The sequence below is a fragment of the Paenisporosarcina sp. genome, from assembly GCF_049671445.1.
In the GTDB taxonomy this organism is placed as follows: Bacteria; Bacillota; Bacilli; order Bacillales_A; family Planococcaceae; genus Paenisporosarcina.
Map to the genome: position 1 here is coordinate 25,777 of NZ_JBATUX010000080.1, position 25,579 is coordinate 51,355.

The window sequence follows — 25,579 nt, forward strand, 5'->3', positions numbered from 1 at the left end:
TCAAAGAAGAGCTAGAAATAGTATTCTCATTGAACGTCACTGTTAAAAGTACATGCCCTATGATTATGCCTATAGGAGGAAATTATTCATGACAAACGGCGGCAAAATTACAGTTGAAAACGGTGCTCTAAACGTACCAAATAATCCAATCATTCCTTACATCGAAGGCGACGGTATCGGTCCTGATATTTGGGCTGCATCTGCACGCGTTTTAGAAGCTTCAGTAAAAAAAGCGTACAACGGTGAGAAATCTATCGTTTGGAAAGAAGTTTTAGCTGGTCAAAAAGCATTTGATCAAACTGGCGAATGGTTACCATCAGAAACTTTGGATGTAATTCGTGAATATTTAATCGCAATTAAAGGACCTCTAACTACTCCAGTAGGTGGCGGTATTCGTTCATTAAACGTTGCGTTACGTCAAGAACTAGACTTATACACATGTGTTCGTCCTGTTCGTTACTTTGATGGTGTTCCTTCACCAGTAAAACGTCCTGAAGATACGGACATGGTTATTTTCCGTGAAAACACAGAAGATATCTATGCTGGAATCGAGTTCGCTGCTGGAAGTGACGAAGTTAAAAAAATCATCGCATTCTTACAAGACGAAATGGGTACTAAAAACATTCGTTTCCCTGAAACTTCTGGTATTGGGATTAAACCTATTTCAGAAGAAGGCACTAAGCGTTTAGTACGAGCTTCTCTTAACTACATCATTAAAGAAGGTCGCGAGTCATTAACACTAGTTCATAAAGGAAACATCATGAAGTTCACTGAAGGAGCTTTCAAAACTTGGGGTTATGAAGTTGCGGAACAAGAATTCGCTGAACATACATTCACTTGGAACCAATATGATCAAATTAAAGCTGAACAAGGTACAGAAGCTGCAGACAAAGCGCAAGCTGATGCTTTAGCATCTGGTAAAATTTTAGTGAAAGATTCAATTGCTGATATCTTCTTACAACAAATTTTAACTCGTCCAAGCGAATTTGATGTTGTTGCTACAATGAACTTGAACGGTGACTACATTTCAGATGCACTTGCTGCACAAGTTGGTGGTATCGGTATTGCACCTGGAGCAAACATTAACTACTTAACTGGTCATGCTATTTTTGAAGCGACTCATGGTACTGCTCCTAAGTACGCTGGTTTAGATAAAGTTAACCCATCTTCAGTTATCCTTTCAGGTGTATTAATGCTTGAACACCTTGGTTGGAACGAAGCAGCAAAATTAGTAATGGATTCTATGGAGAAAACAATTTCTTCTAAGGTTGTTACTTACGATTTCGCTCGTTTAATGGATGGCGCTACAGAAGTTAAATGTTCTGAGTTCGCTGACGAATTAATCAAAAATCTTTAATCGACATTAAGTAAAACACTTTTTTCAAAAAGAGGGTTTCGACCCTCTTTACATAAGAACAAAGGGAGAGTTTTCTGATGACAATGAAACGTAAAAAGATTTCAGTAATCGGTTCTGGTTTTACAGGCGCAACAACAGCATTCCTTCTTGCTCAAAAAGAATTAGGTGATGTTGTTTTAGTTGATATCCCACAGATGGAAAACCCAACAAAAGGGAAAGCACTAGATATGTTAGAGGCAGGTCCTGTACAAGGATTTGATGCTAACGTTACTGGTACTTCTAACTATGAAGATACGAAGGACTCTGACATCGTAATCATCACAGCTGGTATTGCACGTAAGCCTGGTATGAGCCGTGACGACTTGGTTCAAACAAACCAAAAAGTTATGAAAATTGTTACGGGTGAAATCGTCAAACATTCTCCAAACACCATCATCATTGTCTTAACTAATCCAGTTGATGCAATGTCTTACACTGTATACAAAGAATCCGGTTTCCCGAAAGAGCGTGTAATTGGCCAATCTGGAGTACTTGATTCAGCACGTTTCCGTACATTCGTCGCACAAGAATTAAATTTGTCTGTTAAAGACATCACTGGTTTCGTTCTTGGTGGCCACGGTGACGACATGGTTCCTTTAGTCCGTTATTCTTACGCAGGTGGTATTCCTTTGGAAACATTAATTCCAAAAGAGCGCTTAGCCGAAATTGTAGAACGTACTCGTAAGGGTGGAGCAGAAATCGTTAACCTTCTAGGTAACGGTTCAGCTTATTATGCACCAGCCGCTTCTATAGTTGAAATGGCTGAAGCCATTCTAAAAGACCAACGTCGTGTATTACCATCAATTGCATATCTTGAAGGCGAATATGGTTTAGACGGTATTTATCTTGGCGTACCTACAATTTTAGGTGCTGGTGGAATTGAAAAAATTTTCGAACTTGATTTAACGGAGTCAGAAAAAGCTGAGTTAACAAAATCAGCACAATCAGTTCGCAATGTAATGGGAATTCTAGCTTAATACCGAAAAGCTAAAGCGACATTTTAGCTTGACTCCGACGGTGGAAGGAACGAATCGAAAATTTGTTTTCGAATGAGTTTCTCAAGCTGAGGTGCGAGCTGGCGCTTGAGCTGGACACAACGAAAATCGAGCAGGAAATCCCTGCTCGATTTTTTTTGTACTTATTGATACTATGAAGGTAGAACATGAACAGAGGGGGAACATCTGATGCTACTCGGAAAGAAACGTAAACTAGGTCGAAAAGTCGAAGATATGTCAGTGGGAGAAAAGTTGAAACTGACAGAGAAAATTGAAGACAAGGATTTACTTTTATATTTAGGATTAACAAACGATGGCAACCCATTGTATATACAACATGATTTTGCTTCTCAAACTGTCTATGAAAAACCAATTGTTCCTACAATTATGCTTACAGGAATAGTGACTTCAGCCATCTCAAAATATTTACCTGGACCGGGTTCACATATTGTTGAACAACATTTAGTTTTCCCGAAACCTGTGTATCACTACGCAACGATAGATTTCCTATTAAAAGTAATTTCTGTAGACGTAGAAAAGAATTTGGTAGAGATTGAAGTACTTGCAACAAACGAAGCTGGAGATACTGTAATTGAAGGGAAAATCACTTCAACTCCTCCTCGTTTAGAAAATCAACTAACATCTCAATCAATGGATAATTTCTAAATAGCTCATTCGGTTTAAGATGGGGGTTTTAAATCGATTGTGGAGGCAAAAACATGACAAAAAAGATTCTCGTAGTGGATGATGAAAGTTCAATCGTAACATTACTTCAATATAACTTGGAGCAAGCTGGTTTTACTGTTGAAACAGCTAGCGATGGAATGGAAGGGTTCAATGCTGTATTAGAAAGTAAGCCTGATCTCATTGTCCTTGATTTAATGCTACCTAAAATGGATGGCATGGAAGTTTGCAAAGCATTGCGTCTACAAAAAATCAACACACCTATCATTATGCTGACGGCTAAAGACGATGAGTTTGATAAAGTTTTAGGACTCGAATTAGGTGCGGACGATTATATGACCAAGCCATTTAGTCCTAGAGAAGTCACTGCACGTGTTAAAGCCGTTTTAAGAAGATCAACAGCTGCAATAGAAGAAGTACCTCAAAAAGCATCAGACCAAGCCTTCGAATTTGGTTCATTACGTGTTTATCCAGATCGATTTGAAGTGTTTTTGGGAGAAGAAACATTGGAATTTACGCCGAAAGAATTTGAATTACTTGTGTACTTAATGGAAAATAAAAATCGTGTGCTAACACGTGATCAGCTATTAAGCGCAGTTTGGAACTATGATTTTGCTGGTGATACTCGAATTGTCGATGTCCACATCAGCCATTTGAGAGACAAAATCGAAGATAATAGCCGAAAGCCTATTTTTATTAAAACAATTCGAGGTTTAGGGTACAAATTTGAGGAGCCAAAAGTGGTATGAAATCACTTCAAGGAAAAATAGTCCTATCGTTTACTTTAGTTGTAGGTTCAATCTTAGCTGGCTTAGGCATTATTTTAAGTCAGCTTTTTCCTGTTTATGTGGAAGAATCAGTAAGGTCAAATGCTATCGGAAAAGTAGATGAAATATCGTTGATTGCTAAGCAATCTAATATCAGCTTATCTGATGACCAGAAAGATGACATCAAAGATGTTCTTTCTAATGATCCTTCAGGCAGTGATTTTATTGAAATTCGACAACAATTATGGAAAGTTTTATTGGTTGTATTATGTAGTGCATTTTTCATTACAATCCTGCTTACGTATCGACTGACGAAACGTTATGCACAACCTATTGATAATGTTACCGAAGTTGCGATAGAACTTGCTAAAGGAAATTTTAGAGCCAGAGCCTATGAAGATGATTCATTAAGTACCGCACAACTTAGCACGTCAATTAATGTACTTGCTCGAAATTTACAAGAGTTGTTTAAAGTTCGTGAAATGGAAAAAGAACGTTTAAAGACGCTCATTGAAAACATGGGGAGTGCACTAATGATGATTGACCGTGATGGGCAGATTAGCATTGTGAATAAACCATTTGTGGATCAATTTGATTTTAACGCGCAAGAAGTGCAAAACCAATTATTCAAAAGCGTGGGTTTACCTGAAGAACTGAAGCAGTTTATTGACTATGTCTTTTTAATGGAAGCTTCTTCTCGTAAGCAATTGACTCTAGTCATTCAACAAGAACTCCATCATATGGAAGTTTACGGAGCACCGGTTATTGGCGAACACGGACGCTGGTTAGGTGTAGTGATTGTGATGCACGATATTTCGGATTTAATCAGACTCGAACAAATTCGAAAAGATTTCGTAGCCAACGTATCCCATGAACTTCGGACACCGATAACATCGATAAAGGGATTCTCTGAAACACTGATTGATGGAGCGATGAAAGACGAAAAAACATTGCTAAGCTTTTTAGAAATAATCAACAAAGAAAGCAATCGATTACAAATGTTAATAGAAGATTTACTTGAACTTTCGAAAATCGAGCAACATGGTTTTTCTGTTGAGTTCTCTAAAACTAATTTACGCGAAGTGATGTTACGTGCAGCTGAAATGACAAGTCCTAGATTAGAAGAAAAAAATATGGCATTTGTCCCAAATATAGAATTAGATGTAATAGTTGATGGAGACATGAATCGTCTAATTCAAGTGGTCATGAATTTATTAACAAACGCAATTACCTATTCACCAGAAAACACGTCTGTTCATTTATCTCTTCATGAAAGCGATACCCATGGCATCATTGTTATTCGTGATGAAGGAATAGGGATGGACAAAAAAGAGATTCCACGAATCTTTGAACGCTTTTACCGTATTGACCGTGCGAGAAGTCGAAATTCAGGCGGTACTGGTCTTGGCCTAGCGATAGTAAAGCATTTAATTGACGCACATAATGGACGGATTTTTGTAGAAAGTGAGCCTGGAATAGGTACACAATTTAAATTACTAATTCCTAAAAAACAAACAACTTAACATGTTCTTTACAAGTTCTTCATAGTAGGTTCATAGTGCTTTGTTAAGCTACTAATGAAACCCCCTTATACCGCATTTGGCAGAAAAAAGAGTTCTCTATGAGGACTCTTTTTTCTTGTTCTGTTGTTTCTGATGAGTTGACCTAAAAGTCATGAAATATGATTAAGGGGAGTTCCTTTTTGATATTTAGTAGATATTGATTTCCGTTGCAGTAGGACGCTTTCCGCGGGGCGGGCGGTGGGCCTCCTCGGTCGCTACGCGATCTGCGGGGTCTCACCTGTCCCGCTGATCCCGCTGGAAAGATATTGGACGAACTGTCATTCGTCCAATATCTTTGCGACGAGTAACCGCAGGAGCAGATGATTTCCCGCCGACTTTCACTTCAATCAAACTTAAGTTCTCCACTTATTTTATATTAGGGACTTTTTAAACAAGCCCACTTTCCTTTTTTTGTTTCTGATGGGCTGTTAAGAATTCTCTGAAATCAAAGTTGTTGAAACTTATCCGCTATTATAAACGTAGAAACATTTAGAGAATAGAAAAGGGGTTACATATATGAGTATTAAAAGAATATTAACTATTACGTCTTTAGCGATAGTTGGAGTCTTTGCACTTATTGCTATTTTCACGTCGTGGTATACGGTAGACCAATCTGAACAAGCGGTCGTTATTACATTTGGTAAAGCAGAAGATCCCATTTTGGAATCCGGCTTGCATTTTAAACTGCCTTGGCCAATGCAAAAAGTAGAGATCTTATCGAAAGAAACATTTAGTTTGCAATTCGGATATAAACAATCGCCTGATGGTGAGATTGTGTCCTTTGATAATGAAACAAAAATGATTACTGGTGATGAAAATATTGTATTGACTGATTTGGTTGTTCAATGGAAAATATCGGATCCTAAAAAGTATTTATTTAATGCAGAAGCTCCACAAACCATATTGCATGATGCTACTTCTGCTTCTATCCGCTCCATTATTGGCAGTTCCTTAATAGATGAAGCTTTGACTTCTGGAAAAGCGGATATTGAAGCGCAAACTAGAGACTTACTAGCTTCACTCATTGAGAAATATGATATTGGAATCTCAATCTTAGGTGTTAAACTGCAAGACGTAGAATTACCGAATGCAGAAGTTCGATCAGCGTTTACGGCAGTTACAGATGCACGTGAAACGAAAAATACGAAAACAAATGAAGCAGAAAAATATAAAAACCAACGTGAAAGTGAAGCGATTGGTGAAATCTCAGCAATTGATTCCCGTGCTGAAGGTCAGCGAACAGCACGAATCGAACAAGCACAAGGTGAAGTTGCCGTGTTTGATAAACTTTATGCAGAGTACAAAAGCAATCAAGAAATCACTAGACAACGACTTGTCATTGAAACACTAGAATCCGTTTTACCTAATGCCCAAATTTACATCATGAATGATTCAGGTGAAACGGTGAAGTATTTACCTTTACAACAACCTACACAAGCACCACCTGTCACGACTGAGAAAGGGGATGGAAACTGATGGATCAGAACAACCAAAACAATCAAAGTCCATTCCAAAGCCTAGAACAAAGGTTTAATGCTCAGTTCAAAAAAACCAATAAAGTTCCTAAAACGAGAGAACCATTAAATCTCAAGAAACACGTAAAAACAATTATTGCCTTTACGATTATCTTTGCTGCACTCATCATTTTATTAGCGAATGTATATGTAGTTAAAGAAAATGAATATAGAGTCGTGCGACAATTTGGAGAAGTTGTTGAAATTCGATTTGAACCTGGTATTTTCATGAAAATCCCATTTGTTCAAAGTGTTTCAACATTGCCCAAATATCAAATGACATATAACGTGTCTGAAGCTGAGATCAATACGAAAGATAAAAAGCGTATTATCATCGACAATTATGCTGTATGGCGTATTACAAATCCAATAGATATGATCACCAATGCAGGTACTCAAATTGGTGCGGAAACCCGGATGGAAGAGTTTATTTATTCAGTCGTTCGAACGGAGCTTGGTCAACTTGAATATGATGAAATTATAAATGATGAAAATACATCAAGAGGTAGTTTAAACGATCGAGTTACGGCTCGAGTGAATGAATTATTGAAAGCTGACAATTATGGAATTGAAGTAATCGATGTACGAATGAAACGAACAGATCTACCTCCAGAAAATGAGCAATCTGTATATACGCGTATGATTTCAGAGCGTCAATCCATTGCACAAAAGTATTTATCTGAAGGTGACGCAGATAAACGTACAATCGAAGCTTCGACAGATCGTAAAGTTCAAGAAATGGTCGCAATCGCTCAAAAAGAAGCATCGATTATTATGGCTGATGGAGAATCGGAGGCTGCAAAAATTTATAACAAATCGTTTTCAAAAGATCCAGAGTTCTACGCACTTTATCGAACACTAGAATCTTATAAGAAAACAATTGGTGAAGATACGATGATTATCCTACCATCAGACTCACCTTACGCAAAAATTCTATCAGGCTATTTAGAATAGCGAACTGAAAGAGAGCATCTCATATGAGGTGCTTCTTTTATTAAGCCTATAAGTGAAGAACAAACTAATGTACGTTAAACAACACCATAATTTAAAGTAGCGTGTAAAAAAAGCGGGAATCCGCTCCCTTTCCGCGGACGAACAGGCAAACCTCCTCACTCGTTCCTCGCTGCGGGGTCTTGCCAGCCCGTTATTCCGCAGGAGTTGAGCCGATTCCCTTAGTATTTAGTCACATTGAAATGAGCCACAAGGATGGTTATGTAAATTAAGGCTGATTTTATATGAAGTTGCAAGAGTACATTTGCGCTAGGCTTATGCAGAACATACGGTAGAAGAAAATGTACTAAAAACAACATTTTAATTTAAGGCCCTATTCTTACAAATAGCATTACGCTTCATCTTTTGGTTAAAGTCCTTATTTTGGAGCGATTCCAACTTGAAGCGAGATTTTTCCAACTTGGAGCCCGAAAATTACAACTTGGCCCCCATATTTTCCAACTTGAACCTCAAATATTCCAACTGAGCGATCGCTCACCTCAAATTAACCCCGTTAAGCAAGATGTTTTCTGCATGTGGTGTATAACTCGCCCGATTCCATCTAGCCTCAACTCTAAGAAGTTAGTTATATCAAGGGACGTCATTTTCATTTCATCTGCCTTACATGGTAATATGAAGGGAGATAACGATTTTTATGCGTAGAGGAGTGGAAAAGTATTGAGCAAAAATAAAGTTTTATTACTAGATGGGAATAGCTTAGCGTATCGAGCATTTTTCGCACTTCCATTACTAACGAATGAACACGGAATACATACCAATTCTGTTTATGGGTTTACCATGATGCTACAAAAAATATTAGACGAAGAACAACCAAGTCATATGCTAGTGGCATTTGATGCTGGAAAAACTACGTTCAGACACACGACATTTGGCGAGTACAAAGGTGGACGTCAAAAAACCCCACCCGAGCTTTCTGAGCAATTCCCATATTTACGTAAGCTACTAACAGCTTATCAAATCCCTCAATATGAGCTGTCGATGTACGAAGCTGATGATATTATTGGAACGCTTAGTAAACAGGCTGAAGCAAAGGGAGAAGAAGTAATCATTGTCTCAGGTGATAAGGATTTAACTCAACTTTCTTCAGATACAACAACCGTTTACATTACGCGAAAAGGCATCACTGATATGGAGAAATATACACCAGCTCATATCCAAGAGAAATATGGCATAACACCTAATCAAATTATTGATATGAAAGGTTTGATGGGTGATTCTTCAGATAATATTCCAGGTGTCCCTGGAGTGGGAGAAAAAACTGCACTGAAACTTTTAATTGAACATCACTCAGTTGATGGCGTTTACAAAGGAATTGCTCAGCTTAAAGGTAAGCTTAAAGAGAAGCTTGAAGCCAATGAAGAACAAGCGAAAATGAGTAAAGTACTAGCAACCATCGAAACAGAGGCTCCAATTACAATCGGTCTCGACGATTTATCATATAAAGGACCGGACATGGATCAGGTGATTAAAATTTGGCAAGAGTTGGCTTTCAAGTCGTTACTCGAAAAAACAACATATGCTCAAGTAGAAGAAGCAAAGGCTGACATAACATTTACGCAGTTAACCGAGATAACGGATGAGCATTTGTCTGATGAAATGGCCGTTCATTTAGAACTTTATGATGAACAATATCACACTGCCGATATGTTAGGGATTGCCCTTGTTGATGACAAACATGCTTACTTCATTAAGGTCGAGAATGCGTTTGCTTCAGAATCATTCCGCACATGGCTAGCCGATGATAGCAAGAAGAAAAGATTAGTTGATTCAAAAGCATCTCTTGCAGCCTTTCATCGTAACGATGTCTTGCTCGATGGAGTTGAATTCGATTTTGTCTTAGCTGCTTATATTGTCAATCCAGCAATTACGTCTGACGATGTCGCAGTATTATCTCGCGAATTCGGCTACGGCGATGTGTTCACTAATGAACAAGTGTATGGAAAAGGCGCAAAAAAATCAGTTCCTTCAGATGCAGAGCTAGGAGAACATGTTGTTAGAAAAGCAATGGCCGTGTGGAATTTGCGTGCAATAATGGATCAAAAATTAAAAGACAATGAACAATATGAACTTTATCAAGACTTAGAGTTACCTTTGGCAACCATTCTTGGGAAAATGGAGTCTGATGGTGTAAATGTGGATCGTCAAACACTTCTCGACATTGGAGAAGATTTAGCTGGAAAGTTAACGGAGATAGAACAAACGATTTACAATGCAGCTGGAGAAACATTTAATATTAATTCACCAAAACAACTAGGTGTGATTCTATTCGAAAAACTAGGACTTCCAGCGTTGAAAAAAACGAAAACAGGATATTCGACTGCAGCTGACGTGCTAGAAAAATTAGAAGGTAAACACGAAGTGATCTCACATATTCTGTTGTTCCGTCAATTAGGGAAGTTACAGTCTACGTATATCGAAGGATTATTGAAAGAAATTCACAAAGATGATGGCAAGATTCATACAAGATACCAACAAGCGCTCACACAAACAGGGCGTTTGAGTTCCACGAATCCAAACTTACAAAATATTCCTGTAAGACTAGAAGAAGGTCGCAAAATTCGTAAAGCATTTGTTCCTTCACAACCTGGTTGGGTTTTATTTGCTGCAGATTATTCTCAAATCGAGTTACGTGTGTTAGCGCATATGTCCGATGATGAAGAGTTAATCTCTGCTTTCCGCAATGACTTAGATATCCATACGAAAACGGCAATGGATGTATTTCATGTAGAAGCGGATGCCGTAACGTCTGATATGCGTCGTGCTGCTAAGGCTGTAAACTTTGGAATTGTTTATGGAATCAGTGATTATGGGTTGTCCCAAAACCTATCGATAACACGTAAAGAAGCGGCTGAATTTATTGATCGATATTTAAAGAGCTTCCCAGGTGTTAAACAATATATGGATGATATCGTTCATGATGCTAAAAAATCAGGTTTTGTTACGACGATTTTAAACAGAAGAAGATACTTGCCTGATATTACTAGTTCAAACTTTAATTTACGTGGCTTTGCTGAACGAACTGCAATGAATACACCCATTCAAGGGAGTGCAGCAGACATTATCAAAAAAGCTATGATTGATATGGCTGCTCGTTTAGAAAAGGAAAATTTACAAGCAACGATGCTTCTACAAGTACATGATGAATTGATATTTGAAGCACCGCCAGAAGAAATTGCGATATTAGAAAAAATCGTACCTGAAGTAATGGAACATGCGATTGAATTAAAAGTTCCACTCAAAGTTGATTATGCATATGGACCAACTTGGTACGATACGAAGTAAGGGGGCCGAAAAATGCCTGAATTACCAGAGGTAGAGGGAGTCGTAAACTCCCTTAAGCCTGTTGCTACTGGAAAGACCATTGAAGAAGTTACTCTTTCAACTGTCTTAGAAGTGTCCCGTAAGGCGGGGAAGCAAGCAATTATCAAAGGAAGCGAGCTCACTCATTTTAAACAAGAACTAGTTGATGCCAAAATCATTCAAATCGTAAGAAGATCAAAGTATATCTATTTTCATTTAGAAAAAAACCACAAGAATCTGTTATTAGTGAATCATCTTGGAATGACTGGTGCGTGGTTCTACGTTCACGAAACACATGAAATTACAGAAGAGAAATTCAGAAAACACATCCATGTGATATTTAGACTAAATGATGGTATGTTGTTGGTTTATGCGGATATTCGCAGATTCGGCGAAATGCGTTTACTAGAATCAGAAGAACAATTCCCTCCATTATTACTAATGGCTCCTGAACCGTTTGATGAATCGGCACGAGACCATTTTCTTGATATGTCTAAGCTTGTGAAATATCAGAATAAGTCCATTAAAGAAGTCATTATGGATGGTCAAGTTATTTCTGGATGCGGCAATATCTATGCAACAGAAGCATTATTTCGTATGAACATTCATCCAGCAAGGAAAGTAAACCGTATTAGTCAAAAAAGACTTAGCGAACTTTTTCACACGGTAGTCGTTGTATTAAATGAAAGTATTTTAGTTGGTGGCAGCTCCATCTCGGATTATCGCAACATCAATGGTGAAGCTGGAGGTATGCAACATAGATTACAAATGTATGGGAAGAAACAATGTCCACATTGCTTAATCCCTACAAAACAACGTGTGCTAGGAGGACGAAACTCTTGGTACTGTCCTTCATGTCAACGATAAGAGGATGAACATATGATGATTATAGGATTAACTGGAAGTATTGCGAGTGGTAAAAGCACGATTTCTGCCATGTTAAAAGAAAAAGGATATCCGATAATCGATGCTGACTTAGTTGCTCGATTAGTCGTAGAACCAGGCACATCAAATTTGCAAGAAATAGAACGTCAATTTGGAGCTTCTGTAATAAATGAGGATGGCACATTAAATCGTGATGCATTGGGTAAACGGATTTTTAATGATCCGGCAAAAAGGAAACAATTAAACGACTTGATGCATCCAGCCATTCGAAGCGAAATGTTGCGTCAGCGAGATGAACTTTTTAAGAGCGGTCATAAGACCTTGATTATGGATATTCCTTTGCTCTTTGAGAGTAGACTGCAACATTTCGTTGATAAAATATTAGTAGTGTCTGTAACCGAAGAGATGCAATTGGAACGATTAATGAATCGTAATTCGCTGTCAAAAGAAGAAGCAACATCAAGAATCCATTCCCAATTACCAGTTTCCGAAAAAGAAAAAGGTGCAGATGCGGTCATCTATAATAACGGGACGATTGCACAATCACAGCAACAATTAGAGCGTATATTAGTTGAGTGGGACATTTAACGTCCCACTTTCTGAATAATAGAACATTTCTATATTGCTAACTTTGGGTTTATCTTAATTTGAAATGTGTTATACTAATAACAGGATAAAGACTAACAGTAGAACATACTTGTAGGGGGATTTTTGATGCCAGCTTCTATCGCAATTAATGGTTTTGGCCGCATAGGTCGTATGGTTTTTCGTCAGGCTATTCTTCAAAATGATATAAATGTTGTAGCAATTAATGCAACATATCCACCAGAAACGTTAGCACATATGATTAAGTATGACACAAACCACGGAACATTTTCCGCTGACATAATCGTTGAAGAAAATGCATTAATAGTAAATGGAAAACGAGTTCAATTGGTAGCCGATCGTGATCCTTTAAAGTTGCCTTGGAAAGAAATGAACATCGATATTGTTATAGAAGCAACTGGTAAATTTAATGAGCGTGAAAGAGCTGCATTGCATCTTCAAGCAGGAGCGAAAAAAGTCATTTTAACTGCACCTGGAAAAAATGAAGATGTCACGATTGTTATGGGTGTTAATGAAGATCAATTGAATATTGAGAAACATGATGTTATCTCTAATGCTAGCTGTACTACAAATTGTTTAGCTCCTGTTGCTAAAGTATTAAATGATACATTTGGTATTGAAAATGGGCTTATGACAACTGTTCATGCATATACGAATGACCAAATGAATCTTGATAACCCACATAAAGATTTACGTCGAGCTCGAGCTTGTGCACAATCGATTATACCTACTTCTACGGGTGCCGCGAAAGCGCTATCATTAGTGTTGCCAGAGCTAAAAGGAAAACTTCATGGTCTATCACTCCGTGTACCTACACCTAATGTGTCACTTGTTGATTTAGTAGTAGATTTAAAAACGGATGTAACTGTAGAAGAAGTAAACGCTGCGTTTATTGAAGCTTCTAAAGGGTCTATGAAAGGTATCCTTGGATTTACAACTGAACCACTTGTATCCATTGATTTTAATTCTGATCCTCACTCAGCAATCGTGGATGGATTAACAACAATGGTTATTGGATCACGTAAAGTTAAAGTACTTGCTTGGTATGATAATGAATGGGGTTACTCAGCTCGAGTAATTGATTTAACGAAAAAAGTTGGAGCAGCTCTAAAAGATAGAGTGATCGTATAAAACAAAAATCCTTCCTGCTTTTAATTTAGCAGGAAGGATTTTTTTCTTAATCTATTGCATTGTAGTTGAATACATCATATAATGTGATTCGTGTACTTTAAATATACACTGACTACTTAAAGGGTTAGGACCTCTCTGGACTAACTTTCCCCCGTGGTAGTTGACTTTGATGATTCAAAAATAACCTTATCAAAGGGGGAAACAAACCATGGAAACAATGGAGACAATGGGTCGTCATGTTATCGCAGAACTATGGGATTGCGAATTTGACAAAATTAACGATGTGAATTTCATTGAACGTACATTTGTTGAAGCAGCACTTAAATCAGGAGCAGAAGTACGTGAAGTAGCATTCCACAAATTTGCACCACAAGGTGTAAGTGGAGTCGTGATTATTTCAGAATCACACTTAACGATTCACAGCTTCCCAGAACACGGTTACGCAAGTATTGATGTATATACATGTGGCGATTTAGATCCAACTATTGCCGCTAAATATATTGCTGATGCACTTGGATCACAAACTCGTGAAATGACAGAAATTCCACGCGGTATGGGTCCGGTTAAAGCGAGCAAACCTCTCGTAACAGCACATGCATAACACATAAACTGTTAAATGAGTAAGCAGAGGAAGAAATTCCTCTGCTTTTTCGATTTTTATGAATAATATTTGATATAATAAGAACATTAGACGAATGCCGAAACTCAGGAGATTAAAATATGAGATGTCCAACTTGCCAATATAACGGAACACGAGTCGTGGATTCAAGACCGGTTGACGACAATAAAGCAATACGCAGAAGAAGAGAATGTGAAGATTGTGGGTTTCGCTTTACTACATTTGAAAAAGTAGAAGAAATGCCACTAATTTTAGTCAAAAAAGATGGGTCACGAGAAGAGTTTAGCCATGAAAAAGTATTGCGGGGTCTTATTCGTGCATGTGAAAAGCGTCCGGTATCCCTCGATATGCTTGAAGGTGTCGTTTTCTCTATTGAAAAAGAGTTACGTCGAATAGGAAACTCGGAAGTGAAGTCTGAAGAAGTCGGCGAAATGGTCATGGATCGTTTAGCGAAAATTGATGAAGTGGCCTATGTGCGTTTTGCATCTGTTTACCGTCAATTTAAAGACATTAATGTGTTTATTGACGAACTAAAAGACTTATTAAAGAAAAATCCGGAAAACAAGTAGAAAGGAACAGGAGGAGGATGTTGTATGCAACTTTTATTTAAAGAACTTCAACCAGTAGATAGCTTCATCATCCAAATGCCTTATCCACTTGCTGATACCGATCGTCAACTCGTCACAATGTTGTACAAGCCAATCATTGGCTCTGATGCAATGAGTCTATACTGCACGTTATGGGCAGAGTCAGAGAGTCCTATTACGGAGCAATTATCACATTATTATTTAATGGATGTTTTGAACATGTCATTAAAAAAAATATTTGATGCACGAGTTGCTCTCGAAGCGATTGGTTTAATGAAGACATGGAAAAAAGATGATCAAGATAAACGCATGTTTATTTATGAAGTAGTGGCACCCCTTGATGCTGCATCGTTTTTCAGTGAGCCGATTTTGGCTACGTCCCTATATAGCGTCATTCATGAAAAAGCCTATATCCGTGTAAGAGAAAGATTTGTGAAAAAACAAGCTCAACAAAGTGGCTATGAAAACGTCTCAAGGGATTTACAAGACGTCTTTAAAAGTAATCATGATTATACGAAACTTGGACATGTATTCGATCCAGATCAAATGGAACAACCAAGTCGACCGAATAAATTCCCATTCTATTCAATGGATTTTGATTTCGATCTATTAAAATCTGGATTGTCAGAAGTAATGATTCCTTCAAGTGTTCTAACTTTACCTGTAAAAGAATTAATTGCGAAAGTGGCTTTTTTGTATTCATTAAATGCGATTGATATGCAAAAGGTATTAATGATGGCAATAGATGACCAAAACCGTGTGACCGAAGAACGATTGAAAAAAACGGCTGCTGATTACTACAAACTATCAATTTCTTCTAAGCCACCAAGACTTACTCAAAAACTACCACAACAAACTAAAGTCGAAACACAAAATTTGGTGCTCTCAAAAGATCAATCTTTAATAAAATATTTAGAAGAGACACCACCGTTAGAAGTGTTGCGTGATCTATCTAATGGTAAAGAACCGATGCCAGTTGAAGTGGACTTAGCTAACGAACTGATATTTAAATATAGTTTTCCACCTGCAGTTGTCAACGTTTTATTGCAATTCGTATTAATTCGAGCCAAAATGAAATTAAATAAGAATTACGTGCATAAAATTGCAGCTCATTGGCAGCGTGAAAACATTCAAACCGCTGAACAAGCCATTGAGATATCCAGGAAAGAACATGATCAATATTTGGATTGGCAAAATTCAGCGAAGACAGCAACAACAACACCTTACAAACGTAAAAATGTGCGTGATGAGAAAGTGCCTGAGTGGTTTTACAAAGCGAAAGAATCTCGATCAACTAAACAATCAGTTGAGAATGAAGTAACCGAAGATTGGGAAACCAAAAAACAACAGTTGCTTGAGAAACTCGGTGTAACAGAGGGGCAGGCGAAAACTAGTGGAACCAATAAGTGAAACATTAAAGCGAGTCGTAAATGCAGATGCATTTACGGAGCGATATGAAAAAATGAAATCTGAGATTCTTGAAAACGATGGAGTTCAAGCATTTTTAGCTGCAAATGGAGATATTGTAAACAAAGCGATTGTAGACCGCGGTCTCGGGAAATTATACGAGTATACAACTCAAAATCATGATTGTGAAACATGTGAAAACGTTGCGAACTGCGAGAACATCATGAAAGGCTATGTGCCGCAATTAACAATGATTCGTGGATTAATTGATCTTGATTATTCAAGATGTCGTCAAAAGATTGTTGAGGACGAACGTCGTGAAGTATCTGCGATGATTTCGAGCATGCACATGCCAAAAGATGTTTTGAAAGCAAGACTTGCAACGGTTACTTATGATCACAATACACGTGTTAATCTTGGAACTGCTGCCAACACTTTTATGGAAGAACTTAAATCGACAGGCCAATTACCTTCAAAAGGTTTTTATATTTATGGGGAGTTCGGTGTCGGCAAGTCCTATGTATTGGGTGCACTTGCAAATGAACTTGCTGAACAAAAAATCAAAACAGTTCTGGTTTATGTTCCAGAATTTTTACGCGAAATGAAACACGCTATCCAAGATCAATCGCTTCAAGAAAAAGTAGATTATGTGAAAAAAGCTCCTGTGCTTATGCTCGATGACTTAGGAGCAGAAACATTATCAACTTGGACTCGAGATGAGATTTTAGGGACCGTATTGCATTACCGAATGGCAGAAAACTTGCCTACATTTATCACTTCGAATTTCGACTACGATGGATTAGAAGAACACTTAGCTTATTCAAGTAAAGGGGAGCGAGAGCTTGTAAAAGCTGCTCGTATTATGGAACGAATCCGTTCGATAACCATTCCCATGCGCTTAAGCGGGAAAAACAGAAGAGATGGCTAACGTCATAAAATAAGTAATAATTTGTGCTACCAGACAACTAGTGTCTGGTAGTTTTTTTTATAGAAGAAAGTATGTTTTTATGGGGACAAATGGGTGAAAGGGAATAACAGTATTCTGAAAAGGAATAACGTGTTGCTGAATGGGAATAAATCCGTCGTGAACGGGAATAAATACCGAGTGAATAGGATTAACACAAAATGAAGAGGAATAAAATTGGTAAAGAATCAAGCTTGTTCATTTTTTTTTAGAAATCGATCGTAAAAACTATTATTTTTTCCGAATAGTACGACTATGAGTATTTTAGACAAGAATTGTTGACAATTCTCATAAGCCATTTATAATTGAGATTGAGAATCGTTTTCAATAGCGATTAACTACATATTAAGGGAGAGACATCCAGTGAAAAAAGCATTATACCTAGTTTTAGCATTTGCTTTACTTGTTTTAACAGCATGTGGTAACGATACAAAATCTCCAGCGAAGAAAGAAACAACTGAAACAACTGAAACAAACGAAAGCAAAGAAGTAAACCTATATACAGCTCGTCATTATGATGTTGACGATGAACTTTATGCGAAATTTGAAGAAGAAACAGGTATTAAAGTTAATGTGATTAAAGGTGAAGCTGATGAATTACTTGAGCGTATTAAACGTGAAGGCGATGCAACTGAAGCGGATTTATTCCTTACAGCTGATGCTGGACGTTTATACCGTGCTAAAGATGAAGGTTTATTGCAAGCAGTTAAAAGTGATACATTAGACGAACAAATTCCAGCTAACTTCCAAGATAAAGACCAAATGTGGTACGGATTAACTAAGCGTGCTCGTGTCATTATTTACAATAAGGAAAAAGTAAAACCTGAAGAGTTATCAACGTATGAAGCATTAACAGAAGATCAGTGGAAAGGCCGTGTCTTGATTCGTGGGTCTGAAAACGTGTATAATCAATCCTTGTTGGCTTCTTTCATTGAAATTAATGGAGAAGACAAAGCTAAAGAGTGGGCTGCAGGTCTTGTATCAAACTTTGCACGTGATCCTGAAGGTGGAGACAGAGACCAAGCAAAAGCGATTGCTGCTGGTGTTGGTGACGTAGCAATCATGAATACGTATTACTTTGGTCAAATGTTGAATTCCGAAGATGCGGAAGAAGTTAAAGTGGCTGAGGGTCTAGGTATATTCTTCCCTAACCAAGATACAACAGGCACACATGTGAATGTAAGTGGAGCTGGAGTTGTAAAGACTTCTAAAAACAAAGACAATGCAGTTAAACTTCTTGAGTTCTTATCTGCTCCAGAAGCTCAAGGTACATTTGCAGAAGCAAACTATGAATACCCAGTGAATGAATCAGTTGAAGCAACTGAATTACTTAAATCATGGGGCGAATTTAAAGAACAAGATATTTCATTATCGGTTCTTGGTGATAACAATGCAAAATCAATTTTAATATTTAATGAAGTTGGTTGGAAATAATTAAATCAAATAGCCCTTGTTACGAATTTTCGTAACAGGGGATTTCTTGGGATTAGAAGAGGTGTTTGGAACGTGCAAAGAAGACTAGCAAATGTTAATGCGTGGACGGTATCAGCTGCAATCATTATGATTCTATTATTTTTGCCGAACATAACGATCGTAATGGGTATTTTTTCACCAGCAAATGAAAACTGGGCACATATGAAAGAATTTGTCCTAGGGTCTTTTATACGTACATCTCTTATTCTAATTAGTGCAACAGCTATATTAACAATTTCGATTGGATTAAGTTTAGCTTGGCTTATTGCTCAATATCAATTTCCTTTACGCGGATTCTTAAAATGGGCACTAATCTTGCCTTTATCCATTCCGCCGTTTATTGGAGCTTATACCTATCATGGTATCGTGAATTATACGGGAGTTATTCAAACAACACTTCGTGAAAAATTTGATATGGCTTTGAATCCATCCCATTTTGATATTATGAATTTGCCTGGTGCCATATTTATTTATACGATGTTTTTATATCCATATGTTTATACAATTACACGTATCTTCTTATCACAACAATCAGCATCACTTATTGAAAGTGCGCGCATGTTGGGGAAAGGTCCGTGGCGTACATTTTTCCAAGTTGTTATTCCCATTTCCAGAGTTTCTATTATTGGTGGTGCAAGTTTAGTTGTCCTAGAAGTGCTAAATGATTACGGTGTCGTGAAATATTTCGGCATTCAAACATTTACAACCGCGATTTTTCAAACATGGTTTGGATTAGGCGATATCGAATCATCAATTAAACTTGCCGCATCCCTAATGGGGTTTGTTATTTTTATCTTAATAATCGAAAAAGTTTTACGTGGAAGACGTCAATATAGCTACTCCACAACAAAAGTGCGACCACTGCCGCTCATTCAATTAAAAGGTTGGAAAGCAGGGCTAGCAACTACTTATGGATTGGTCATCTTGAGCTTAGGTTTCTTTATTCCGATAGCTCAACTGATTGATTGGATGATTTTAACATTTGGTACTATCCCTATGGGTGAATTTTTAACCTATGTGAAAAATTCAGTTTTAGTCGCTGGTGTAAGTGCAACAGCCATTATTATTTTCGCGTTAATGGTTGGAAACTTTAGTCGCCTTGTTCAAGGGAAGGTGGCCAAATTATTGCCCAAGTTGTCCATTCTCGGTTATTCTATACCAGGAGCGGTAATTGCTGTGGCTGTTGTCACTGCATTCATTGCGTTGGATCGTTTTTTAGTACCGTTATATCAATTAATCGGTATTACAACCACACTGGTATTAAGTGTGAGTTTAGTGATGTTAATTTCTGCGTATATAATTAGGTTCTTTGCAATAGGTTATAATTCCATAGAATCTGGATACGATAAAATTGGAACAGACTTCCGAGACGCTTCGAGACTATTAGGAGTCGGTGTGACAAAAACATTTTTCAAAGTTGATGTTCCCATGCTAAAAGGCGCGATTATTAGCGGGTTTATATTAGTATTTATTGATATCTTAAAAGAAATTCCATTAACTTTAATATTACGTCCATTTAATTTTGATACGCTTTCTACAAAAGCATTCCAATATGCAAGTGATGAAAAAATTATGGAAGCCTCACAAGCTTCGTTATTAATTGTCGGTATTAGTGCCCTTGCCATTGTTGTTTTCTATAAGTTTCTTGAAAAGGAGCCGGATTGACATGTTTATCACCATACAAAATGTTTGTTTCTCATATCCAAATACACAAAAAGCAGCACTTGACCAGTTTTCAATGAATATTGAAAAAGGGGAAGTGATTTCAATATTAGGTAGAAGTGGTAGCGGGAAAAGCACGATTTTACGCCTTCTTGCTGGACTTGAAAAACCAACACAAGGTTCCTTGACTATACAAGATGAAGTGATATTTGATGGTAATACATTTTTACAACCAGAAAAACGAGGTATTGGCATGGTATTTCAGGACTATGCATTATTCCCACACATGACGGTTGGTGAAAATATCTTATTTGGTTTATTCCAATTGAAAAAAGCGGAAAAGAAAAAACGTCTTGCAGAAGTTCTTGAATTGGTCGAACTTCAAGAGTATGAAAAACGCTATCCCCATCAGCTTAGTGGTGGTCAGCAGCAACGGGTCGCTATAGCGCGTGCCATTGCGCCGAATCCACATTTAATTTTGCTTGATGAACCATTTAGTAATTTGGATGCCGAACTACAAGTGAAAATTCGCAAAGATTTGCGTGAAATATTAAAGAAAGCCAACATTACTTCGATATTCGTTACTCATGATGAAAATGATGCCCATGCTTTGGCAGATCGGATTGTTAAATTGAAGGATGGTTGCATTGACTTAATAGGTCGTCCTTGTGACTTGATTGGTACTCATCCACATCCGGTGCCTCAAATTACTCCCATTATTGAAGAACGGGAATTAATGTCTGTTTAATTTCAATTTTCTGTTGCATTTCATTTCATGCAAGAGTAGAATGTCAACATACGAATAATGAAATGCCAAGAAGAGGACAACAATTGTCTGTACGACTTTCTAGAGAAAGAGGCCATGGCTGGAAGCTTCTTAAGTACGATAGTCTTTTTACCACCTCGGAGCAGCAACAGTGAACGAATGAATGTAACTGTTGACGGTAACGGCCCGTTAGCCGGCTCAAAGCTTCATCTTTTTAGTCATGTGACTATCGAGAAGGAAGAAGGGTGGAACCACGAACTCAAACCTCGTCCCTTTCATAGGACGGGGTTTTTTTGCGTTCAAATTTTTAAAAATGGTAAAAATGATGTTCAAAAATTTTTGAACTACATCTAAAAAAGGGAGTGTTCAACATGTCAGAGACAATTCAACTGAAGTTTCCAGATGGTGCAATAAAGGAGTTTCCTAAAGGAACAACAACAGAAGACGTAGCAGCATCAATCAGTCCAGGACTTCGTAAAAAAGCATTGGCTGGTAAACTAGATAATCAGCTTGTCGACTTAAAAGCTCCACTTAACCAAGATGGAGAAATTGCCATTATTATGCCTGGATCAGACGAAGCATTAGAAGTGTTGCGTCACAGTACAGCTCATTTATTAGCACAAGCGGTTAAGCGCATATTTAAAGATGTGAAATTAGGTGTTGGTCCAGTTATAGAAAATGGATTCTACTATGACATTGATTCACCTGTAGCAATTACAAAAGAAGACTTACTAGTTATTGAAAAAGAAATGAAAAAAATTATCAACGAAAACATTGATATTGTCCGTCATAATGTTTCTCGCTCTGAAGCATTTGAGAAGTTTAAAGAAGATGAATATAAAGTTGAGTTATTAGAAGCAATTGCTGAGGATGACCAAGTATCGATTTATGAACAAAGTGAATTTTTCGATTTATGTCGGGGAGTACATGTGCCATCAACAGGGAAATTAAAAGAATTTAAATTATTGAGTATTGCTGGTGCTTACTGGCGCGGTAATAGCGACAATAAAATGTTGCAACGTATTTACGGTACTGCATTCTTCACTAAAGAAGATCTTGCAGCGCATTTACAAATGCTTGAAGAAGCAAAAGAACGTGATCATCGTAAAATCGGTAAAGAACTTAATTTATTCATGAACTCACAAAAAGTAGGTCAAGGCCTTCCGATGTGGTTGCCAAAAGGCGCAACAATTCGTCGTATCATCGAACGCTATATCGTAGATAAAGAAGTAAAGCTTGGTTATGACCATGTCTACACTCCAATCATGGGCAGTGTCGATTTGTATAAAACTAGCGGTCACTGGGATCACTATCAAGACGATATGTTCCCGGTAATGAGCATGGATAATGAAGATTTGGTTTTACGACCAATGAACTGTCCACATCATATGATGATTTTCAAAAATGGTATCCATTCATACCGCAACATGCCGATGCGTATTGCGGAGCTTGGTACAATGCACCGTTATGAAATGTCTGGAGCATTATCTGGTCTTCAACGAGTACGTGGAATGACATTGAACGATGCTCACATTTTCGTTCGTCCGGATCAAATTAAAGACGAGTTTAAACGAGTGGTTCAATTAGTTATTGATGTATATAAAGACTTCGACATTAACGATTATTCATACCGTTTGTCTTATCGCGATCCAGAAGATAAAGAAAAGTATTTTGATGATGACGATATGTGGAATAGAGCACAAAGTATGCTTAAAGAAGCTATGGATGAGCTTGGACTAGATTACTACGAAGCAGATGGTGAAGCGGCGTTCTACGGCCCAAAACTGGATGTCATGGTCAAAACGGCAATTGGGAAAGAAGAAACACTATCAACTGTACAACTTGATTTCTTGTTGCCGGAACGCTTTGATCTATCCTACATCGGCGAAGATGGCAAACAACATCGTCCAGTAGTTATCCACCGTGGGGTCGTATCGACAATGGAGCGTTTTGTAGCCTTCTTAATTGAAGAATACAAAGGAGCATTCCCAACTTGGTTAGCGCCTGTTCAAGTACAAGTGATTCCTGTTTCAAACGAAGTACATTTTGATTATGCAAAAGGCGTTATTGAAAAACTACAAGCTGCAGGCTTACGTATCGATATGGATGACCGCGAAGAGAAACTAGGTTATAAAATTCGAGAAGCACAAATGCAAAAAATTCCGTACATGCTGGTAATCGGAGACAAAGAAATGGAAAGCGGTTTTGTCAATGTCCGTAAATACGGGGAACAAAACTCTGAAAGCATTCCATTTGATGAGTTCTTATCACGCCTTCAACAAGAAATTAACTAATAGTGGTTGACAGGTTCATATAGACATGATAAAGTTATTAAGGTTAATGAATACAAAGTTTGTGGTATAAGTAGAGGCTGCCCGCTTCTCACCTGATTGACACTAAAAGTTGTTGACAGGTCGACACACGATTAAACGTAACGTACAGTGTTGTACTTGCATATATCGGCGGGCGGACATTTACTTATGTGAATGTCCGCTCGTTTTTTTTATTGGTCGGAACGGCGTAACCGATTTATTGGAGTCTTCAATAAACGATATGCCCAAACCATGTATTCGCGACACTATCTGGAGGTGGATTACTATTAGCAAAGACATGTATGTAAACGATGGTATTCGCGCACGTGAACTTCGAATTATCGACCAAAATGGTGAACAATTAGGAGTAAAAACACGTTTCGAAGCGCTTGAAATTGCCGCTAACGTTAATTTGGATCTTGTCCTTGTGGCCCCTCAAGCCAAGCCACCAGTTGCTCGTATCATGGACTATGGTAAATTCAAGTTTGAGAATCAAAAGAAAGATCGTGAAACTCGTAAAAATCAAAAGATTATCGTATTGAAAGAGGTTCGCTTGAGCCCAACAATCGATGAGCATGATTTCCAAACGAAACTTCGTAATGCGATCAAGTTCCTTGAAAAAGGCGACAAAGTCAAAGCTTCTATTCGTTTTAAAGGTCGTGCAATTACGCACAAAGAGATCGGCCAACGCGTATTAGATCGCTTTGCAGAAGCTTGTACTGAGGTAGCCACGGTTGAACAAAAACCGAAAATGGAAGGCCGCAGCATGTTCTTGATTCTTCAACCGAAGAACGAGAAAAAGTAATATTGACGACAGTTTAGGAGGAATTCGACATGCCAAAAATGAAAACTCACCGCGGAGCAGCGAAGCGTTTCAAAAAGACTGGCTCTGGAAAAATAAGACGTGCAAGTGCATATCGCAGTCATTTATTCGCAAACAAGTCAACTAAAGCTAAACGTAAGTTACGTAAAGGTGGACTTGTATCAAAAGGTGACTACAAACGTATCAAATCATTAATCGCTTACATGAAATAATACTCGAAATTAAATGTTCGAAATAATAGCAGGAGGTAATTATTATGCCACGCGTAAAAAGCACACCGGTAACAAAAAGACGTCGTAATAAAGTTTTAAAATTAGCAAAAGGTTATTATGGCGCTAAAAAATTACTATACAAAGTAGCAAACCAAGCAGTTATGAAATCAGGTATGTATGCATACCGTGACCGTCGTAACAAAAAACGTAACTTCCGTAGATTATGGATTACTCGTATCAACGCGGCAGCACGTATGAATGGTCTTTCTTACAGCCGTTTAATGCATGGATTGAAATTAGCTGGTATCGAAGTTAACCGTAAAATGTTAGCTGAATTAGCTGTTTCAGATCCAGCATCATTCACTCAATTAGCAGATGCTGCTAAAAAATCAATGAACAACTAATTTCGAATACTTAAAAGGCTGATGGATAATCCATCGGTCTTTTTTTACGGATCATTTTGGCGTTAGCCGATTAATAAGAAGTATTTGCGCCTATCATGCCACAAGGGTGAGAATCGTGAGGCTCGCGCAAATGTACGATAAACCAAAATGTTGTTTAACTGAGCGATAGAATAAGAAAAAATGTTTTTTTGTTAGGGGAATTTAATATGATACATATCATTTTCATTGGATTTTTTGTTGTCATGTCAATCATAGCCTTCTTTACAATGGGTCATGACAAATCTGCAGCAAAAGCTAATAATCGCAGAGTACCTGAGCGTACATTATGGAAGCTCGCCATTTTTGGTGGAGGCGTCGGTGCATACCTTGGAATGATTATATTCCGTCATAAAACAAAACACATGTCATTTCGCATCGGTTTTACATTATTAGCTATTGCACATGTCGCTTTATTGATTTGGGCAACACCACTATTAGCAGATTTGTAAGATAAAGTGTC

General features: G+C 37.8%; 23 protein-coding genes and 1 other annotated feature. All 23 genes read left to right on the plus strand.

The genetic code is table 11. The features are described 5' to 3' along the window. Window positions 1-88: 88 nt before the first annotated feature. The 23 genes from icd to WBG45_RS10505 all read left to right on the plus strand — a co-directional run bounded on the left by icd (window position 89) and on the right by WBG45_RS10505 (window position 25,568). Complete coding sequence (gene icd / locus WBG45_RS10395) at window positions 89-1,357, plus strand: NADP-dependent isocitrate dehydrogenase (protein ID WP_424414308.1); 1,269 nt, start codon at window positions 89-91, stop codon at window positions 1,355-1,357. A 77-nt stretch (window positions 1,358-1,434) separates the two neighbouring features. Next, a complete protein-coding gene (mdh, locus tag WBG45_RS10400; protein WP_424414309.1) occupies window positions 1,435-2,373 on the plus strand; it encodes a malate dehydrogenase in 939 nt (312 codons plus the stop codon). A gap of 207 nt (window positions 2,374-2,580) precedes the next feature. Then, complete coding sequence (locus WBG45_RS10405) at window positions 2,581-3,057, plus strand: MaoC/PaaZ C-terminal domain-containing protein (RefSeq protein WP_424414311.1); 477 nt, start codon at window positions 2,581-2,583, stop codon at window positions 3,055-3,057. 53 nt (window positions 3,058-3,110) lie between these two features. Then, window positions 3,111-3,824: a response regulator transcription factor gene (locus WBG45_RS10410; RefSeq protein ID WP_424414313.1), complete on the plus strand. Its 714-nt coding sequence runs from the start codon at window positions 3,111-3,113 to the stop codon at window positions 3,822-3,824. Further along, window positions 3,821-5,365 carry a two-component system histidine kinase PnpS gene (gene pnpS / locus WBG45_RS10415; RefSeq protein ID WP_424414315.1) on the plus strand — a complete coding sequence of 515 codons (1,545 nt, stop codon included), beginning with the start codon at window positions 3,821-3,823 and terminating at the stop codon, window positions 5,363-5,365. The genes WBG45_RS10410 and pnpS overlap by 4 nt, the downstream gene beginning before the upstream one ends. Before the next feature lie 555 nt (window positions 5,366-5,920). Then, window positions 5,921-6,880: an FtsH protease activity modulator HflK gene (hflK, locus tag WBG45_RS10420; protein ID WP_424414317.1), complete on the plus strand. Its 960-nt coding sequence runs from the start codon at window positions 5,921-5,923 to the stop codon at window positions 6,878-6,880. Then, on the plus strand, window positions 6,880-7,872 hold the full coding sequence (gene hflC / locus WBG45_RS10425) for a protease modulator HflC (RefSeq protein WP_424414319.1): 993 nt from the start codon (window positions 6,880-6,882) through the stop codon (window positions 7,870-7,872). Before hflK ends, hflC begins: the two co-directional genes overlap by 1 nt. A 714-nt stretch (window positions 7,873-8,586) precedes the next feature. Continuing rightward, window positions 8,587-11,211 carry a DNA polymerase I gene (gene polA, locus WBG45_RS10430; RefSeq protein WP_424414321.1) on the plus strand — a complete coding sequence of 875 codons (2,625 nt, stop codon included), beginning with the start codon at window positions 8,587-8,589 and terminating at the stop codon, window positions 11,209-11,211. Window positions 11,212-11,223: 12 nt separating this feature from the next. Further along, complete coding sequence (mutM, locus tag WBG45_RS10435; protein WP_424414323.1) at window positions 11,224-12,096, plus strand: bifunctional DNA-formamidopyrimidine glycosylase/DNA-(apurinic or apyrimidinic site) lyase; 873 nt, start codon at window positions 11,224-11,226, stop codon at window positions 12,094-12,096. A 15-nt stretch (window positions 12,097-12,111) separates the two neighbouring features. Further along, window positions 12,112-12,702, plus strand: coding sequence for a dephospho-CoA kinase (coaE, locus tag WBG45_RS10440; protein WP_424414347.1), 591 nt, complete (start codon window positions 12,112-12,114; stop codon window positions 12,700-12,702). 126 nt (window positions 12,703-12,828) lie between these two features. After that, a complete protein-coding gene (locus tag WBG45_RS10445) occupies window positions 12,829-13,851 on the plus strand; it encodes a glyceraldehyde-3-phosphate dehydrogenase (RefSeq protein WP_424414324.1) in 1,023 nt (340 codons plus the stop codon). A 217-nt stretch (window positions 13,852-14,068) separates the two neighbouring features. Continuing rightward, window positions 14,069-14,452 carry an adenosylmethionine decarboxylase gene (speD, locus tag WBG45_RS10450; protein ID WP_024534245.1) on the plus strand — a complete coding sequence of 128 codons (384 nt, stop codon included), beginning with the start codon at window positions 14,069-14,071 and terminating at the stop codon, window positions 14,450-14,452. Window positions 14,453-14,571: 119 nt separating this feature from the next. Beyond that, window positions 14,572-15,039 (plus strand): transcriptional regulator NrdR, encoded by a 468-nt coding sequence (nrdR, locus tag WBG45_RS10455; RefSeq protein ID WP_424414326.1) that lies wholly within the window; start codon window positions 14,572-14,574, stop codon window positions 15,037-15,039. Window positions 15,040-15,063: 24 nt separating this feature from the next. Continuing rightward, window positions 15,064-16,467, plus strand: coding sequence for a replication initiation and membrane attachment family protein (locus tag WBG45_RS10460; RefSeq protein WP_424414328.1), 1,404 nt, complete (start codon window positions 15,064-15,066; stop codon window positions 16,465-16,467). Then, complete coding sequence (gene dnaI / locus WBG45_RS10465) at window positions 16,451-17,392, plus strand: primosomal protein DnaI (protein ID WP_424414330.1); 942 nt, start codon at window positions 16,451-16,453, stop codon at window positions 17,390-17,392. The genes WBG45_RS10460 and dnaI overlap by 17 nt, the downstream gene beginning before the upstream one ends. A gap of 399 nt (window positions 17,393-17,791) precedes the next feature. Beyond that, a complete protein-coding gene (locus tag WBG45_RS10470) occupies window positions 17,792-18,862 on the plus strand; it encodes a Fe(3+) ABC transporter substrate-binding protein (RefSeq protein ID WP_424414332.1) in 1,071 nt (356 codons plus the stop codon). Window positions 18,863-18,934: 72 nt separating this feature from the next. After that, entirely contained in the window at window positions 18,935-20,566 is a 1,632-nt protein-coding gene (locus tag WBG45_RS10475) for an ABC transporter permease (RefSeq protein WP_424414334.1), read from the plus strand. Window position 20,567: 1 nt separating this feature from the next. Continuing rightward, window positions 20,568-21,311 carry an ABC transporter ATP-binding protein gene (locus WBG45_RS10480; protein WP_424414336.1) on the plus strand — a complete coding sequence of 248 codons (744 nt, stop codon included), beginning with the start codon at window positions 20,568-20,570 and terminating at the stop codon, window positions 21,309-21,311. 389 nt (window positions 21,312-21,700) lie between these two features. Beyond that, window positions 21,701-23,623 (plus strand): threonine--tRNA ligase, encoded by a 1,923-nt coding sequence (gene thrS / locus WBG45_RS10485; protein WP_424414338.1) that lies wholly within the window; start codon window positions 21,701-21,703, stop codon window positions 23,621-23,623. A 62-nt stretch (window positions 23,624-23,685) separates the two neighbouring features. Further along, window positions 23,686-23,837 (plus strand) — a sequence feature (ribosomal protein L20 leader region). Between the two features lie 102 nt (window positions 23,838-23,939). Beyond that, window positions 23,940-24,446, plus strand: coding sequence for a translation initiation factor IF-3 (gene infC / locus WBG45_RS10490; protein ID WP_024534253.1), 507 nt, complete (start codon window positions 23,940-23,942; stop codon window positions 24,444-24,446). 29 nt (window positions 24,447-24,475) lie between these two features. Then, on the plus strand, window positions 24,476-24,676 hold the full coding sequence (gene rpmI / locus WBG45_RS10495) for a 50S ribosomal protein L35 (RefSeq protein ID WP_024534254.1): 201 nt from the start codon (window positions 24,476-24,478) through the stop codon (window positions 24,674-24,676). 44 nt (window positions 24,677-24,720) lie between these two features. Further along, window positions 24,721-25,080: a 50S ribosomal protein L20 gene (rplT, locus tag WBG45_RS10500; protein WP_424414341.1), complete on the plus strand. Its 360-nt coding sequence runs from the start codon at window positions 24,721-24,723 to the stop codon at window positions 25,078-25,080. 206 nt (window positions 25,081-25,286) lie between these two features. Next, window positions 25,287-25,568: a DUF1294 domain-containing protein gene (locus WBG45_RS10505; RefSeq protein ID WP_424414344.1), complete on the plus strand. Its 282-nt coding sequence runs from the start codon at window positions 25,287-25,289 to the stop codon at window positions 25,566-25,568. Window positions 25,569-25,579 lie beyond the last annotated feature (11 nt).